This is a genomic window from Sphaerisporangium rubeum, from assembly GCF_014207705.1.
In the GTDB taxonomy this organism is placed as follows: domain Bacteria; phylum Actinomycetota; class Actinomycetes; order Streptosporangiales; family Streptosporangiaceae; genus Sphaerisporangium; species Sphaerisporangium rubeum.
The window spans coordinates 6536732-6552739 of sequence record NZ_JACHIU010000001.1; the positions used below are offsets into that span (position 1 = coordinate 6536732).

Genomic DNA, 16008 nt, shown 5'->3' on the forward strand with positions numbered 1-16008 from the left:
GAATCGCATCCAAAGCGTAATCAAACCACTACCCGCAGCTAACGCGATCTGGCCCATTCGACGGTGGCTTTCAGGCCGGTCACCAGGTCGGTGCGCGGCCGCCAGCCGAGCGCGTCCAGCGCGGGAGCGGGATCGACGGCCATGGCCGGCAGGTCACCGAGGCGCGGCGGCGCGGGACGCGGCTCGTCGGGGGCGCCGGCCGCGGCGGCGACCAGAGAGTGCAGCTCACGGTCGGTGGTGCGCACACCGGTGCCGAGGTTCAGCCTGCGGCCGTCGCCGTGCGGGCCGCAGGCGCGCGTGAAGCCGTCCACGACGTCGTCCACGTAGACGTAGTCGCGGGTCTGCGAGCCGTCGCCGAACACCACGGTGGGCTCGCCGCGCAGCAAGGCGTCGGTGAAGATCGACACCACTCCCGCCTCACCGTCCGGCGACTGGCGGGGGCCGTACACGTTGGACAGCACCAGCGTCGTGTACGCGAGGCCGTGCAGCGCGCGGTACATGGACAGGTAGGTCTCGCCGGCGAGCTTGGACGCCGCGTACGGCGAGCGGGGATCGGTCGCCGCACCGTCCGGCACCGGGATCACCTCGGGCCTGCCGTACACCGCCACCGAGGACGCGAACACGATCTTCCTGCCGCCGGCGGCACGCGCGGCCTCCAGGACGTTGACCGTGCCCTCGACGTTGGTACGCGCGTCGCGCACCGGGTCGGCGACGCTGATCCGCACGCTGATCTGCGCGGCCAGGTGGCACACGACCTCGGGCCGCACCTGCGCCATCAGGCCCGTCAGGGCCGGGTCGCGCACGTCGAGCGTGTGTAGGGTGAACCGCGGGCTGCGCTCCGCGCCGGCCAGGTTGGCGTGGTCTCCTGACGACAGATCGTCCACCACGGCGACCTCGTGGCCGTCGGCCAGCAGGCGGTCGACGAGAGTGGATCCGATGAAGCCGGCGCCGCCGGTTACGAGTACCCGCATCCCGGCATCCTAGGAGATCGGCGCGTCGTCCCACGCCTGGTGGACGGACGTGCCGCGCGCCTCGGCGCTACTCGGCCTCGGCCAGCTCGCTGCGGACGGAGGCGATGCGGTTGAGCACCTTGGCCCGCAGGTCCTCGGGGACGGCGTCGCAGCCGCAGTGCTTGGCCACGAGCTGCTTCACGACCGTCTCCAGGCCGTACTCCTCCAGGCACGGACCGCACTCGTCCAGGTGCTGCCGGATGTCGGAACGCTTGCTCTCGTCGAGCTCACCGTCCAGGAAGGTGTAGACCCGGTCGAGCACTTCCCTGCAGTCGGTGTCATGCGGATCGCCGCAACTCATCGCCAACACCTCACCAGTACCGTCGGTGCCGGCGACGTCCCCCACGCCGCCGGCGCGGCCCCGTTCACATCCATGCCGCCGAGCGCCATCACGACGCGTCCTCCGATCGCACGAGCCCGCGTTCGCGCGCGTAATCCTCTAGCTGGGTCCGCAGCTGCCGCCGTCCCCGGTGGAGACGTGACATCACGGTGCCGATGGGGGTGCCCATGATGTCGGCGATCTCCTTGTAGGGGAAACCTTCGACATCGGCCAGGTAGACCGCGATCCTGAACTCCTCGGGCAACGCCGCGAGCGCGTCCTTGATGTCGCTGTCGGGCAGGTGCTCGAGCGCCTCGATCTCGGCGGACTTCAGGCCGGCCGAGGTGTGCGACTCGGCACGGGCGAGCTGCCAGTCCTCGATGTCCTCGGTGCCGGACTGCTTGGGCTCGCGCTGCTTCTTGCGGTAGCTGTTGATGAAGGTGTTGGTGAGGATGCGATACAACCAGGCCTTCAGGTTGGTGCCCTGCTGGAACTGGTGGAACGAGCCGAACGCCTTGGCGAAGGTGTCCTGAAGCAGGTCTTCGGCGTCGGCGGGGTTCCTCGTCATCCGGAGCGCGGCTGAGTAGAGCTGGTCGAGGTACGGCATGGCGTCGCGCTCGAACCGCTCGCTGCGCTGCTCCAGTGTCTCCTCGGCTGTCCTTGAGACCGGACCCACCCCCTCATGCGCGCCGTACACAGCCGAGAATACCGGCTGGTGCGTCACGACCCGATCGCCGACCTCGGCCATCAGCATGAGACGGAACCTCCTCGCGTGTTTACGCACGTGTGCAACACGCGAGGCATAGCATCTGTTCCCGGTAACTAGAAGGTGACGAACGACCCGGTACGGGGAAAAAGATACGTACCGGCTGGTCCAGCCCCGACCGTCCAGGAGCCACGTGTGCTGCCCATCCCGGCCAACGAACTGAACGGCTCAGGCGCACTAGGGCCGTACTGGACCTTTTACCACGCCGTCGTCGCCGAGCAGCTGCGCCGCTGGCTCCCCGACCGCCCCTGCCTCCTGCTCGACCTGTCCGGCGGCCGCGGCCACTGGCCGGTCCAGGCCGCCAAGGCCGGCCACCACGTGATCGAGGTCGTCGACTTCCGCCGTCCCCTCGACCCCAGCCAGCGCGACATCCCCGACCACATCCGCCGGGTCCGCGCCGACGACCTGAGCTTCCTCCCCGACGCCAGCGTGGACGCCGTCGTGGCCGAGGAACGCGTGCTCTCCCTGGAACTCATGGCCGAGTCCACCGTGCAGGACGTCGTCCGCGTACTCAAACCCGGCGGCCGCGTCCTCGCCTCCGTCGACTCCCTGGTCCTCGGCATGGCCATCATGGCCGAGCAGAACTACTGGGCCCACCTCTGCCAGACCAGCGAGGTCATGCTCGTCCCCTGGCCCGACGGCAGCATCACCCGCTGCTTCACCAGCACCCAGCTACGCGAACTCCTGACCGACGCCGGCCTCGAAGTCGAATGGGTCCGCCCCCGCACCGTCCTCTCCCCGTCCACGGTGGACCATGTCCTCGCCGCCGACGCCAAGGCCCTCGCCTGGCTCGTCCGCACCGAACTCGAGGCCCACCCCGACGACGACGACACGGTCGGCATCCACCTGGTCGCGAGCGCGCGCCGGCCCGGCTGAGGCCGCGGCGAGAACGGTCAGCGGCGGCGTTCGCGCGCGGACTGGCACTGGACGCAGCGGGCCGCCTCGGGTCGTGCGGCCAGGCGGCCTTCGGGGACCGGTTGCGCGCAGTCGACGCAGCGGCCGTAGTCGCCGGTGTCGAGGCGTTTGAGTGCGGCGAGTACGGCTGTGCGCTGGCGGGTGGCGGCTTCGAGCATGGCGCGTGCGCGGTCGGTCTCCGTCAGCAGGGAGCCGCCGTCGGCCTGGGAGCGGTCGGCGGGGGTCGCGGGGTCGCCGCGCAGGACGGTGATGGAACGGTCGAGTTCGGTCAGCATGGTTTCCAGCTGGGTACGAGCGGTCGCGTCGTCCACGAATCCGCACCTCCGGGAAGAATCTGGACACGGCTGTGCGCGGGATCCCCCGGAACTCCCGCCAGGCGCCGAGGGGGTGCCTGAGGCGGTGACCGTCTGCACATGAGCCATCGCTCTTTCTTCACCGGATGCCCATCCGGCCGGTTACTTACACCGGTGTGAGCCTGCTTTTCCTACCCGGCCTCGATACGGAACAGGGACTCCTCCTCGCTTTCGGGATCGAGCAGGTGGGGGCCGTTGTTGCGGACGTTGTTGACGTCGCTGGAGACCGGGTAGGCGGCCAGGCCGCGCGGGGCCGTGGAGTCCTGGAGCAGGGAACGGACGCGGTCGACGTCGGTGAGGCCGGGGTCGAGCCAGTCCTCCCACTTGTCGGGGGTGATGATCATCGGCATGCGGTCGTGGATGCGGCCGAGCCGATCCTCGGCAGTGGTGGTGATGACCGTGCAGGTGACGAGCCACTTGTCCGGGTCGTCGTCGGCGCGCGAGGGGTCCTTCCAGAACTCGTACAGCCCGGCCATCGCCATCACGGCGCCGTCGGCGGGGTGGATGAAGTAAGGCTGCTTGGTCTTCTTGTCGACCTTGTACCACTCGTAGTAGCCGTCGGCCGGCAACAGGCAGCGGCGCTGCGCGAACGCGCGGCGGTACGACGGTTTCTCGGCCAGCGTCTCGACCCGCGCGTTGATCATGCGTGAGCCCACCGAGGGGTCCTTGGCCCAGCTCGGCACAAGGCCCCACTTGAGGACACGAAGCTGCCGGGTCGGCTCCGCCTTCTCCTTTTTGTCCTTCTTGTCCTTCTTGTCGCTGTCGTCCTCGTGCGGCCGGGTGAGCACGGCGTAGACCTTCTTGGTGGGGGCGACGTTGTAGTCCGCGGCGAGCTCCTCGGACGTGCCGTCGTACCCGATCTCGAACTCCTGCAGCAACTTCTCACGCTTGCGCGCGGATGCGTATCTCCCACACATGTCCTCAGCCTGCCACCAATCCCCCTGTCATGGTCACCCCGGACCACACACCCGAGCCCGCGCCGCCCCTGTGGGACCGCGGGTCCCGGTAGGCTCGGAGCATGCCAGCTCCTTTGTGGCCGGCGCCGTCGGCGCCGGGTCCTGTGCGCGCGACCGTGCGCCTGCCGGGGTCCAAGTCGATCACCAACCGCGCGCTGCTGCTCGCCGCCGTCGCCGACGCTCCCGGCGTCGTGCGCGGCGCGCTGCGCAGCCGTGACGCCGACCTCATGGTGGCCGCGCTGCGCGCGCTCGGCACCGAGCTGACCGCGGCCGGCGGCGGCACCGCCACGGCCGACTGGCACGTCACGCCGCACGCCATTCGTGGCGGCGCATCCATCGACGTCGGCCTGGCCGGCACGGTGATGCGGTTCGTCCCCCCGGTCGCGGCGCTCGCCGCCGAGCCGGTCTTCTTCGACGGCGACGCGCAGGCCCGGGTGCGTCCGATGGGCCCTCTTCTGTCGGCGTTGCGGAGCCTCGGCGCGACGGTGGACGGCGACGCGCTGCCGTTCACGATCACCGGGCCGGTGACCGGCGGGGAGATCACCTTGGACGCCTCGGCGTCCTCACAGCTCGTCTCGGGCCTGCTGCTCGCCGCGCCGCGCTTCGCCAAGGGCCTGATCCTGCGCCACGACGGCCCGCCGGTGCCGTCCATGCCCCACATCGAGATGACCACGTCCATGCTCCGCGCCACCGGGGTGAGCGTGGACGACACCGAGCCCGACGTCTGGCGCATCGAGCCCGGCCCGATCGGCGCGCGTGACATGGTGGTCGAGCCCGACCTGTCCAACGCCGCGCCGTTCCTCGGCGCCGCCGCCATCACCGGCGGTTCGGTGACCGTCCCCGACTGGCCTGAGCACACCACGCAAGGCGGCGACGCGCTGCGCGACCTGCTGGCCGCCATGGGGGCCACGGTCACCCGCGGCCCGGACGGCCTCACCGTGACCGGCGGCCGGCTGACCGGCATCGACGCCGACCTGCGCGACGTCGGCGAGCTGACCCCGTCGATCGCGGCCCTCGCGGCGCTCGCCGGCTCGCCGAGCACGCTGCGCGGCGTCGCGCACCTGAGGGGACACGAGACCGACCGGCTCGCCGCGCTGGCCGCCGAGATCAACGGTCTCGGCGGCGACGTCACCGAGACAGAGGACGGCCTGGTCATCCGGCCGCGTCCGCTGCGTGGCGGCGTGTTCCGCAGCTACGCCGACCACCGCATGGCCACGGCAGGCGCGATGATCGGCCTGGCCGTGCCGGGGGTCCAGGTCGAGGACATCGCGACCACCGCCAAGACCCTGCCGGAGTTCGCCCGCATGTGGGCCGAGATGCTGGGGGACGGCCGCTGAGACGACGCGAGTACGACGAGGACGACGTCCGGGTCCGGCCCGGCAAGGGGTCCCGGCCGCGCACCCGGCGCCGTCCCGCGCACGAGGACGCCGTGCCGGCGGCCGTGGTGGCGGTGGACCGCGGCCGTTACACCTGCCTGGTCGGCACCGACCTCACCGGTCACCCGGCCGCCGAGCCGGTGGCCGTCATGGCGATGCGGGCCCGTGAGCTCGGCCGCAAAGGCATCGTCGTCGGCGACCGCGTGGGCCTGGTCGGCGACACCTCGGGCCGCGCCGACACGCTGGCGCGCATCGTGCGGGTGGAGCCGCGCACGTCCATGCTGCGGCGCAGCGCCGACGACACCGACGAGGTCGAGCGGCCCATCGTGGCCAACGCCGACCAGCTCGTGATCGTCACCGCGCTCGCCGACCCGCCGCCGCGGCCCCGCATGATCGACCGCATCCTCGTGGCCGCGTTCGACGCCGACATCGAGCCGCTGCTGTGTCTCACCAAGGCCGACCTCGCCCCGCCGGACGCCATCGTCGCCAGGTACGAACCGCTCGGCGTGCCTTATCTCGTGGTGCGCAAAGGCGGCGACCTGTCGGAGCTGCGCGCACGGCTGGACGGCCGGCTCAGTGTGCTCGTCGGCCACTCGGGGGTCGGCAAGTCCACCCTGGTCAACGCGCTGGTACCGGACGCCGGACGCGCGGTGTCCCAGGTCAACGCCGTTACCGGACGCGGCAGGCACACCTCCAGTTCCGCGGTGGCGCTGGAGCTGCCGGGAGGCGGCTGGATCATCGACACGCCGGGGGTGCGCAGCTTCGGCCTCGGCCACGTGGTGATCGACAACGTGCTCGCCGCGTTCCCCGACCTCGCCGAAGGCACCGTCAACTGCCCCAAGGGCTGCACGCACCGCGGCGACGACTGCTCCCTGGACGAGTGGGTCGCCAAGGGCAACGCCGAGCCGGTGCGGCTCGCGTCACTGCGCCGCCTGCTGGCCAGCCGGGAAGGCGAGCCCGACGACGCCGGCGAGACCGGGGAGCTTCCCGTGGAGGCCGGCGACCCCACCTGACACCCCACCTGAAACACCGCCTGAGGACACGCCGGGGAACGGCTCCGGTACGGACGGGTATCGGCAGGGGACTGCTGCCGGCGGAGGCCGCACGATAGCGTTTGTCGGTGTGACGGGCTTCAGCGACGATCTGCGCTTGGCGCACATGATGGCCGACAGTGCCGACGATCTCACCATGCGCCGGTTCCGGGCCTCCGACCTGCGGGTCGAGACCAAGCCGGACCTGTCGCCGGTGAGCGACGCCGACAAGGCGGTCGAGGAGGCCATCCGCGGCACGCTGCGGCGCGCGAGGCCCCGCGACGCCGTGATCGGCGAGGAGATGGGCCGCACCCGTGGCCACGGCACCCGCTGCTGGGTCATCGACCCCATCGACGGCACCAAGAACTACGTGCGCGGCGTCCCGGTGTGGGCCACGCTGATCGCGCTGATGGAGTACGGCGAGGTGGTCGTCGGCGTGGTGTCGGCTCCGGCGCTCGGCCGCCGCTGGTGGGCCGCCAAGGGCGGCGGCGCGTGGACCGGCCGCGGGCTGACCAAGGCGACCCGGTGCCACGTGTCCGGGGTGAGCACGCTGGCGGACGCGTCGTTCTCGTTCTCCAGCCTCACCGGCTGGGAGGACCGCGGCAAACTGGACGCCGTGCTCGACCTCACCAGGGCCGTGTGGCGCACCCGCGCGTACGGCGACTTCTGGTCGCACATGCTGGTGGCCGAAGGCGCGGTGGACATCTCGGCCGAGCCCGAGCTGTCGCCGTGGGACATGGCGGCACTCACCGTGATCATCGAGGAGGCCGGCGGCGTGTGGACCGACCTGTCCGGCACGCCGGACGTCGACGGCGGCAGCATGGTGTGCGGCAACCCGGCACTGCACGCCGAGGTGATCAAGCGTCTCGGCACCGGCGGTGTCAGCGTACGTTAAGCACCCGTCCCCGCGGCCCGTCCAGCGGGTGAACGGCCCGCGGGAAGCGGCTCAGCGCTCGTCCGGCGGCCTGAGGTTCACCCGGTCGTCGAGGTAACAGTCACATTGCCCGCACCCTGGAAGCATGCGCCTCTCCTCTCGTGTGCCTCGAAAGTACGGCAGGCGCCGCCACCCGCGCCGTGACCGCCGCGCCACAGTCGGGTTCACGCGCAGGAACGGGACGGTCACGCGGTGGCGAGCAGGCGCGTGACGAGCCAGGTGCGGTGCGTCAAGCCGGGGCAAAGCGGTTTGGACCGTTCACAACGAGAGTGACCGGGCACGTTCACCCCTCGTTCACCTTTCACCGGGAATCAAGTCATCTTGGCTCCCTACCGTCCTACCCGTTGAGAGAACGACGTGGAAGGACATAGTTGTGAGATATGCAGGCCGGCTCGCCGCCGCGGCCGCCATCGCCGGCGTGCTTTCGCTCGCCGCTTGCGGGACCGACAACAATCCTGGTGGCAACGAGGCCGCCGCGGCCCCGTCGGGTGACGCGAGCGGCGCCACGCTGAGCGGCACCGTCAACGCGGCCGGGTCCTCCGCCCAGGCCAACGCGATCGCCGAGTGGACCAAGCAGTTCCAGTCCTCCAACCCCGGCGTGAGCATCAACTACCAGCCGAGTGGTTCCGGCGCCGGTGTCCAGTCCTTCATCCAGGGCACCATCGCTTTCGCGGGTTCGGACTCCGCGCTCAAGGACGACAAGGGTGAGCCGGCGCAGGCCGACGCGCGGTGCAAGACCGGCAAGGCGATCAACCTGCCGATGGTGACCGGCCCGGTGGCCGTGGTGTTCAACCTCCCCGGTGTGGAGAGCCTGAACCTGACCCCGGCGAACCTGGTGGCGATCTTCAACGGCAAGATCACCAAGTGGGACGACGAGGCCATCAAGAAGGACAACGCGGACGCGAAGCTGCCGTCCACCGCGATCCAGCCGTTCCACCGCTCCGACGAGTCGGGTACCAGCGACAACTTCACCAAGTTCCTCGCCGCCTACAAGTGGCCGTACGAGCCGGCGAAGGCCTGGCCCGCCGAGGCCAAGGGCCAGGGTGCCAAGGGCTCCGACGGCATCGCGCAGGCCGTGAAGTCCACCGAAGGCGCCATCAGCTACGTCGAGCTCTCCTACGCCGAGAACTCCAGCCTGACCAAGGCCAAGGTCGCCAACGGCTCCGGCGAGTTCGTCGAGCTGACCCCGGAGAGCGCGGCCAAGACCATCGAGGCGGCCGAGGTCCAGGGCACGGGCAACGACCTCAAGCTCAAGATCGACTACGGGACCAGCGCGGCCGGGGCCTACCCGATCGTCCTGGTGACCTACGAGATCACCTGTGAGAAGGGCCTGTCGGCCGACGAGGTCAAGCTGGTCAAGCCGTTCCTCGCCTACATGGCGAGCGACGCGGGACAGCAGGCGCTGACCGGCCTCGGCTACGCGCCTTTGCCGTCCGCGCTGGTGGCCAAGGTCCGCACGGCGATCGACGCGATCTCCTGACCTGATGGCCACGTCACTTCGCACTCGCGAAGGCGGGCCGGCCGCCGGCCGGCCCGCCTTCCGGCGCACCCGTGGTGAGGGCCCGTTCCGGTACGCCACGACGGGGGCCGGCGTACTGCTTCTGGTGATCATGGCGGCGATCGCCGTCTTCCTGATCATCCGGGCCATCCCCGCGCTGCGAGCCAACACGGCGAACTTCTTCACCGAGCAGGTCTGGTCGCCGAACGGCACCACGCCGGTGTTCGGCATCGCCGCCCTGGCGTTCGGCACGGTGATCAGCTCACTGCTCGCTCTGATCATGGCGCTGCCGGTCGCGGTCGGGGTGGCGCTGTTCATCTCGCACTACGCGCCGCGTCGCCTCGCCGGCGTGCTCGGCTACGTCATCGACCTGCTCGCGGCGGTGCCGAGTGTCGTGTACGGCCTGTGGGGAGTGATCTTCCTGGTCCCGTTCATGGTCGGCCCGTCGCAGTTCCTCAACACCTACTTCGGGTGGATCCCGCTGTTCGGCGGCGACCAGGTGGTGGGCCGGTCCATCCTCACCGGTTCCGTGGTGCTCGCCATCATGATCCTGCCGATCATCGCGGCGATCTCCCGTGAGGTGTTCCTCCAGGCGCCGAAGTCGCTGGAGGAGGCCTCGCTCGCTCTCGGCGCGACGCGCTGGGAGATGATCCGGATGTCGGTGCTGCCGTTCGGCCGTCCCGGCGTGATCAGTGCCGCCATGCTCGGGCTCGGCCGCGCGATGGGTGAGACGATCGCGGTCGCGCTCATCTTCCCCGCCACGTTCGAGATCACGTTCCGGGTGCTGTCGGCCAACGGCAACAGCATCGCGGCGAACATCGCCAACGGGTTCGGTGAGGCCACCGACGTCGGCCGCGGCGCGCTGATCGCGTCCGGCCTCGTGCTGTTCGTCATCACCCTGCTGATCAACATGGCGGCCCGCCTGATCATCGCCCGCCGGCGCGAGTACTCAGGGAACGGATAATGACCACTACACAGGACATCGTCCCTCGCGGCCCGGTCGACGTCGTCGCGTCCGTCTCCCTCGGCAGGCGGCTCAAGGACCTGTTCGTCCGCGTGCTCGTGTGGCTCGCGTTCGCCATCGCCGTGGTGCCGCTGGTGTCGGTGATCTGGCTGGTCGTCAAGAACGGCCTCGCGCGCATCGACATGACGTTCCTGACCCACTCGATGCGCAACATCGCGCCGCGGGACCCCGGCGGCGGCGCCTACCACGCCATCCTCGGCACGCTGGAACAGGTGCTGATCGCCACGATCATCTCGGTGCCGATCGGTCTGCTCACCGCGATCTACCTGGTGGAGTACGGCAAGGGCCGCCGCCTCGCGCGCTACATCAGCTTCTTCGTCGACGTGATGACCGGCATCCCCTCGGTGGTGGCCGGTCTGTTCGTGCTCGCGTTCTGGATCCTGATCCTCGGCTTCCAGTTCTCCGGATTCGCCGGCGCGCTCGCGCTGTCGATCCTGATGTTGCCGACCGTGGTGCGGGCCGCCGAGGAGATGCTCAAGCTCGTGCCGAACGAGCTGCGCGAGGCGTCGTACGCGCTCGGCGTGCCGAGGTGGAAGACCATCGTGCGCATCGTGCTGCCGACCGCGCTCACCGGCATCATCACCGGTGTCATGCTCGCCATCGCGCGCGTCGCTGGTGAGACCGCGCCGCTGCTGCTCACGGTGTTCTTCACCAGCTCCATCAACCCCGACCCGTTCAACGGGCCGCAGATGGGGCTTCCGCTGTACATCTTCGACCAGATGGGCCGCCCCAACGACACCGCCATCGCGCGCGCGTGGGCCGGGGCACTCACGTTGATCGTGATCGTCATGCTGCTCAACCTGGTGGCCCGCCTCATCGCGTGGTGGCGAGCGCCTGCCAAGGGCCGATAAGGGGTTAACGACATGGCCAGTCAGATCGAGGTCTCCGACCTCGACGCGTACTACGGTTCGTTCAAGGCGATCGAGGGCATCACGATGACGATCGAGCCCCGCTCGGTCACCGCGTTCATCGGCCCCTCCGGCTGCGGCAAGTCGACGTTCCTGCGCACGCTCAACCGCATGCACGAGGTCATCCCCGGCGCTCGCGTCGACGGGAAGATCCTCCTGGAGAACCAGGACCTCTACGGCACCGACGTGGACCCGGTGTCGGTGCGCCGCAACATCGGCATGGTGTTCCAGCGGCCGAACCCGTTCCCCACGATGTCCATCTACGAGAACGTCGCCGCCGGCCTCAAGCTCAACGGCCGCGTGTCGAAGTCCGAGACCGACGGCATCGTGGAGAGCTCGCTCAAGGGGGCCAACCTCTGGAACGAGGTCAAGGACCGGCTGAACCGTCCCGGCGCGGGGCTGTCCGGCGGTCAGCAGCAGCGGCTGTGCATCGCGCGGGCCATCGCCGTCAGCCCGGCCGTACTGCTGATGGACGAGCCGTGCTCGGCGCTCGACCCGATCTCCACGCTGGCCATCGAGGACCTGATCGCCAAGCTGAAGAACGACTACACGATCGTCATCGTGACGCACAACATGCAGCAGGCCGCGCGGGTCAGCGACAGGACCGCGTTCTTCAACCTGGCCGCGCAGGGCCAGCCCGGCAAGCTGATCGAGATGGACGACACGTCGAAGATCTTCACCAACCCCACCGAGAAGGCGACCGAGGACTACATCACCGGACGCTTCGGATGATCCGTTAGGAGATGGTGTGAGCCAGCCGCAGGCGGCACCTGAAGTGGACGGGGACACCAGGTCGGCGCCCATGCTGCTGGTCGCTGATCCCGATGCGGGAATGGTCGGCGAACTGGCCGCCACGCTCGAACGCGAAGGCGTCCTCGTCACCGGGGCACTCGACGGGGCCCAGGCCCTGCTCCAGGCAGGAGCGCTGCGTCCCGACGTGGTGCTGGTCAGCGCCACACTCACGGTGATCGGGCCGGTCGACTTCATCCGCGCGTTGCGGTTGACCCGGCCCGTCCCCGTGCTGCTCGGCGTCGGGGACGGCCACGCCGAACAGGCCGTCCAGGCGCTGGCCGTCGGCGCCACCGCGTGCGTCGCGCGGCCGTACCGCGTCCCCGAGCTGATGCCGCTGGTGCAGGCGGCGTTCCCCGGCGAGGCGCGGGCTCGGCCGGTGCTGGCGGTCGGGGGTGTCGAGCTGGACGCGAGCGCCTACCAGGTGCGGGTCGGCGGCATGCCGGTCCACCTGCCGCTTCGCGAGTTCGAGCTGCTGCACTACCTGATGCGCAACGCCGACCGCACGGTGACCCGCGAACAGATCATGCGGAACGTGTGGCACGCCGGCGACGGCATGTCGACCAACACCATCGCGGTCCACGTGAAACGTCTGCGCGCACGCCTGGGGGACGACGACGACCAGTTGATCCAGACGGTACGCGGCGTCGGTTACCGGATGGTCACCCCCGCCTGAGGACGCGAGGCGCCTACACCGAGCTTCTGGCGCCTGCGCCTTCGGCGACCATGCGGGCGATGGTGTCGTCGTCACAGGTGTCCCAGAAGGCGCCGACGACGTCCTCCAGGTGGTCGAGCGACTCGGCCCGGAACAGCACGTCCTGATATTTCGTGATGTCGTAGGTCGTGGTGCCCATCACCGTCAGGTCCAGCGGCAAGATGTCCATGCCGCGGAACTCCTCGATCTCGCCGTACGACGACAGGATCCCCGCGCCGTACGCCTTGTCCACGCCGTCCTCGGCGAGCACCCCGAACTCCAGCGTGAACCAGAAGACCTTGGACACGAACTCCAGCGCCTCGGTGGTCTCCACCCGCCGCGCGGCGTTCCCCGCCAGCCGGTACAGGCGCGCGAACCGGTCGGAGGCCAGCGCGTTGGCGTGACCGATCACCTCGTGCACGACGTCGGGCTCCGGTGTGTAGAACGGCACCGAGTGATGACGGATGTACTGGGTCGAGTGGAACAGCCCGTCCGCCAGCACGCCGTAGAACTCGCGCAGCGGCACGAGCCCCGCGGCCGGCAGGTACCTGAACCCGGTCAGCGGGGCCAGCAGGTCCCCGACCTCCTGGAGTTGCGGGATGCGGTCCTTCGGCAACCCGAGCCGCTCGCAGCCGCGCAGGTACTCCGTCGCCGCGTACGTCCGGTGCTTGATCGCCAGTTCCCTGGCGACGAGCACCCACACCTGGTGCTCCTCGGCGGTGTACTCGACCGCGGGGATCGGCTCTCCCGGCACGTGATTCAACGCCAGAGCGGCGATGGCGTTACGCCGCTCCCGATACGCGCTGTCCGCGAACCCCGGGTGACTCGTGGCGAGCTGGACGACGACGGAGCCGTCCTCCCCGGTGGCCACAGGAGCGAAATACTGGGCTTCTTCGAACATGTCACAATTAACGGCAATCCCCGGACCGGATGGCAAGAGCGACCAATCCGAGTGGCATTTCCGTCCACTTCATCCCCTTGATCCCACCAGTCGACTGGTCATTCCGCCTAGTCTCGCCACCGTCTCTCCCGGCGGCCCCGTAGTCTCACCCCATGGCCAATGGTCCCATCGACGCCTTGGACGTCCGCCTCCTCACCACCATGCGCGCCAACCCCCGCGTCGGCCTCACCGAGCTGGCCCGGCTGCTCGGCGTCGCGCGCGGCACCGTGCAGGCCCGCGTGGACAAGCTCGTCTCGCGCGGCGTCATCGGCGACTTCGGCCCCACCGTCGTCCCCGCCGAAGTCGGCTACCCCATCCTCGCCTTCGTCTCCCTGCAGATCTCGCAAGGCAGGCTCGCCGAAGCGGTGAAGGCGCTCGACCTGGTCCCCGAGATCCTCGAGGTCCACGGCACCAGCGGCCAGGCCGACCTGCTGTGCCGGGTCGTGGCCCGCAGCACCGAGCACCTCCAGGAGATCATCGCGCAGGTCCTCGCGTCCCCCGCCGTCCAGCGCACCGACACCACCATCGCCTTGTCCACGCAGATCCCGTACCGGATCGGCCCTCTGCTCCACACGGCCCCGGACGGCTCATGAGGCCGCGATTACTCGGCATGTGAGATTTAGGCAAGTGCTTGGTTAAGTTTTGGGTTCGTGACTCGTGTGAAGGGTGTAGCTTCGCGATACTCGGGTGGAATTCTTCGCTTACTGTGACCGTTCGCGCAAGGTGGATGTGACGTCGTGGCAGGCAGGCACCGCAATCCCGTTCCACCCGATTACGATGCGTTCACACCCGGCGCACCGCCGCCACCGTCACGTACGGCCGTCGTCACCGCGGCGGCCCGCCGAAAGCTGATCGCCGCGCTCGCCGTCGGCGCGGCCCTCGTGCTGGTGCTGGCCGGCGGCGCCTACATCGTGATCAGCCAGACCCTCTGCACCGAACGGCCACGGCTGCGCGTCATGGCGTCCCCCGACATCGGCCCCGCACTGGAACGCATCGCGCGCCACCACGCCGCCGAAGCCGCCTGCGCCGACATCTCCGTCCGCACCCGCCAGGCCGCCGAGGTCGCCGACGAACTCGGCGTCCGCACGAACATGGCCGACGTCTGGATCCCCGACGCGTCGGTCTGGATCTCCCTGGCCCGCGTCCAAGGCGCCGGCAAGATCCTTCCCCGCCGGAGCGTCTCGATCGCGCGTACCCCGGTCATCCTCGCCGTCCCCAAGGAGACCGCGGGACGGATCGGCGACGACCCGAGCTGGACCCTGCTCCTCCCCACGGCACGCAACAAGAAGAAGCTTCCCAAAGCCTCCGTGACGCTTCTCGCACCGAACCGCTTCTCCTCCGGCCTCGCCGCCGTCAGCTCACTCGACACCGTCGTCGCGACCCGGCGCGAGCTGGCCCCGATCGTCCGCGGCATCACGATGAACCTCAAACGCTCCATCACGACCTCCGACGACGCGCTGTTCGGCCTCCTCGACCACTCCCCGGCGTCCGGCGACCCGGTGATCGTCGCGACCGAGCAGGCCATCTGGAGCTACAACACCCTGCGCTCCGACCGTCCCGCCATCGGCCTCTACCCCGGCGAAGGCGCCATCTCCCTGGACTACCCCTACGTCCCCCTCACCGCCGACCCCGCCACGCTGGAAGCCGCGGCCGCCTTCCAGGAGACCATCCTGTCCCCGGCCGGCCGTAGCCTCCTCCAGAGCGCCGGGTTCCGCACCCCCGACGCCAAGGCCGGCCCCGCCATGGACACACGCCACGGCGTCCGCTTCGCGCCACCCGCCGACATCCCGAGCCCCGACCCCCGCACCCAGCTCCGTTCCCTCCTCACCATGCGCCTGCTCCTCGCCGACACCCGCACACTTCTGCTGCTGGACGTCGGCACGTCCATGGACAAACCCGTCCCCGGCCTCGGCAAGAGCCGCATGGAAGCCACCGCCGACCTCGTCGGCCAAGGCCTGCGCAGCCTGCCGGAAGGCAGCGACGTCGGCCTGTGGATCTTCTCCACGGGCCTCGACGGCGACAAGGACCACCAGGAACTCGTCCCCCTCGGCCCCCTCCGGCAGAGCACCCCCGACATCCTGCGCGAAGTGCGCCTGCTGCCGTCACACACCAAAGGCAGAAGCGGCCTGTACGACTCCGTACTCGCCGCCTTCCGCGCCGCGTCCAGACAACAGATCGACGGCATGCTCACCTCCGTCGTCGTCCTCACCGACGGCAAGAACGACGACAAATCAGGCATCACCCACAAAGACCTGACCGCCACCCTCCAACGCGAGTTCGACCCCCTCCACCCCGTCCCCATCACCCTGATCGCCTGGGGAGAATCCACCGACCGCGCCGCACTACGCGCGATCGCCGAAGTGACCAACGGCGCCGCCTTCACCGCCACAACCTTCCCCCAGGCCGCACAGATCTTCCTACAGTCCCTGACCACCAAGTTCTGCATCGACCAGGACCGCTGCCCGACACAGAACGGCTGATTCGGTGTTCCAGCC

General features: G+C 69.7%; 17 protein-coding genes. 11 read left to right on the forward strand and 6 right to left on the reverse strand.

Translation table 11 applies throughout. The features are described 5' to 3' along the window. Positions 1–38: 38 nt before the first annotated feature. The 3 genes from BJ992_RS27560 to BJ992_RS27570 all read right to left on the reverse strand — a co-directional run bounded on the left by BJ992_RS27560 (position 39) and on the right by BJ992_RS27570 (position 2005). A complete protein-coding gene (locus tag BJ992_RS27560; protein ID WP_184985897.1) occupies positions 39–971 on the reverse strand; it encodes an NAD-dependent epimerase/dehydratase family protein in 933 nt (310 codons plus the stop codon). 67 nt (positions 972–1038) lie between these two features. After that, positions 1039–1311, reverse strand: a complete 273-nt coding sequence (rsrA, locus tag BJ992_RS27565) for a mycothiol system anti-sigma-R factor (RefSeq protein ID WP_184985899.1) — start codon at positions 1309–1311, stop codon at positions 1039–1041. Positions 1312–1399: 88 nt separating this feature from the next. Next, entirely contained in the window at positions 1400–2005 is a 606-nt protein-coding gene (locus BJ992_RS27570; RefSeq protein WP_184989122.1) for a sigma-70 family RNA polymerase sigma factor, read from the reverse strand. Positions 2006–2230: 225 nt separating this feature from the next. On the opposite strand from BJ992_RS27570, the gene BJ992_RS27575 reads away from it, so the two are divergent. Continuing rightward, positions 2231–2971, forward strand: a complete 741-nt coding sequence (locus BJ992_RS27575) for a methyltransferase domain-containing protein (protein ID WP_184985901.1) — start codon at positions 2231–2233, stop codon at positions 2969–2971. A gap of 17 nt (positions 2972–2988) precedes the next feature. Here the strand turns inward: BJ992_RS27575 and BJ992_RS27580 are convergent, their stop codons facing one another. Both BJ992_RS27580 and BJ992_RS27585 read right to left on the reverse strand, forming a co-directional pair. Further along, a complete protein-coding gene (locus BJ992_RS27580; protein WP_184985903.1) occupies positions 2989–3321 on the reverse strand; it encodes a TraR/DksA C4-type zinc finger protein in 333 nt (110 codons plus the stop codon). 173 nt (positions 3322–3494) lie between these two features. Next, positions 3495–4280 carry an SOS response-associated peptidase gene (locus BJ992_RS27585; RefSeq protein WP_184985905.1) on the reverse strand — a complete coding sequence of 262 codons (786 nt, stop codon included), beginning with the start codon at positions 4278–4280 and terminating at the stop codon, positions 3495–3497. A 101-nt stretch (positions 4281–4381) separates the two neighbouring features. On the opposite strand from BJ992_RS27585, the gene aroA reads away from it, so the two are divergent. The 8 genes from aroA (at position 4382) to BJ992_RS27625 (ending at position 12555) form a co-directional block, all read left to right on the forward strand. Next, entirely contained in the window at positions 4382–5656 is a 1275-nt protein-coding gene (gene aroA / locus BJ992_RS27590; protein WP_184985907.1) for a 3-phosphoshikimate 1-carboxyvinyltransferase, read from the forward strand. Continuing rightward, complete coding sequence (rsgA, locus tag BJ992_RS27595; RefSeq protein WP_343072880.1) at positions 5626–6708, forward strand: ribosome small subunit-dependent GTPase A; 1083 nt, start codon at positions 5626–5628, stop codon at positions 6706–6708. The genes aroA and rsgA overlap by 31 nt, the downstream gene beginning before the upstream one ends. Positions 6709–6817: 109 nt before the next feature. Further along, a complete protein-coding gene (gene hisN, locus BJ992_RS27600; RefSeq protein WP_184985910.1) occupies positions 6818–7621 on the forward strand; it encodes a histidinol-phosphatase in 804 nt (267 codons plus the stop codon). A 412-nt stretch (positions 7622–8033) separates the two neighbouring features. Further along, entirely contained in the window at positions 8034–9140 is a 1107-nt protein-coding gene (gene pstS / locus BJ992_RS27605; RefSeq protein ID WP_184985911.1) for a phosphate ABC transporter substrate-binding protein PstS, read from the forward strand. A 4-nt stretch (positions 9141–9144) separates the two neighbouring features. Further along, positions 9145–10122 (forward strand): phosphate ABC transporter permease subunit PstC, encoded by a 978-nt coding sequence (pstC, locus tag BJ992_RS27610; protein WP_184985913.1) that lies wholly within the window; start codon positions 9145–9147, stop codon positions 10120–10122. Continuing rightward, positions 10122–11033, forward strand: coding sequence for a phosphate ABC transporter permease PstA (gene pstA / locus BJ992_RS27615; protein ID WP_184985922.1), 912 nt, complete (start codon positions 10122–10124; stop codon positions 11031–11033). Before pstC ends, pstA begins: the two co-directional genes overlap by 1 nt. 12 nt (positions 11034–11045) lie before the next feature. Then, a complete protein-coding gene (pstB, locus tag BJ992_RS27620; protein WP_184985924.1) occupies positions 11046–11822 on the forward strand; it encodes a phosphate ABC transporter ATP-binding protein PstB in 777 nt (258 codons plus the stop codon). Positions 11823–11838: 16 nt separating this feature from the next. Beyond that, a complete protein-coding gene (locus BJ992_RS27625) occupies positions 11839–12555 on the forward strand; it encodes a winged helix-turn-helix domain-containing protein (protein ID WP_184985926.1) in 717 nt (238 codons plus the stop codon). Between the two features lie 13 nt (positions 12556–12568). Here the strand turns inward: BJ992_RS27625 and BJ992_RS27630 are convergent, their stop codons facing one another. Then, positions 12569–13474: a phenylalanine 4-monooxygenase gene (locus tag BJ992_RS27630; RefSeq protein WP_184985928.1), complete on the reverse strand. Its 906-nt coding sequence runs from the start codon at positions 13472–13474 to the stop codon at positions 12569–12571. Positions 13475–13626: 152 nt separating this feature from the next. On the opposite strand from BJ992_RS27630, the gene BJ992_RS27635 reads away from it, so the two are divergent. Further along, positions 13627–14106 carry an Lrp/AsnC family transcriptional regulator gene (locus BJ992_RS27635; RefSeq protein ID WP_184985930.1) on the forward strand — a complete coding sequence of 160 codons (480 nt, stop codon included), beginning with the start codon at positions 13627–13629 and terminating at the stop codon, positions 14104–14106. Positions 14107–14250: 144 nt separating this feature from the next. Continuing rightward, positions 14251–15993 (forward strand): substrate-binding domain-containing protein, encoded by a 1743-nt coding sequence (locus BJ992_RS27640; RefSeq protein ID WP_184985932.1) that lies wholly within the window; start codon positions 14251–14253, stop codon positions 15991–15993. Positions 15994–16008 lie beyond the last annotated feature (15 nt).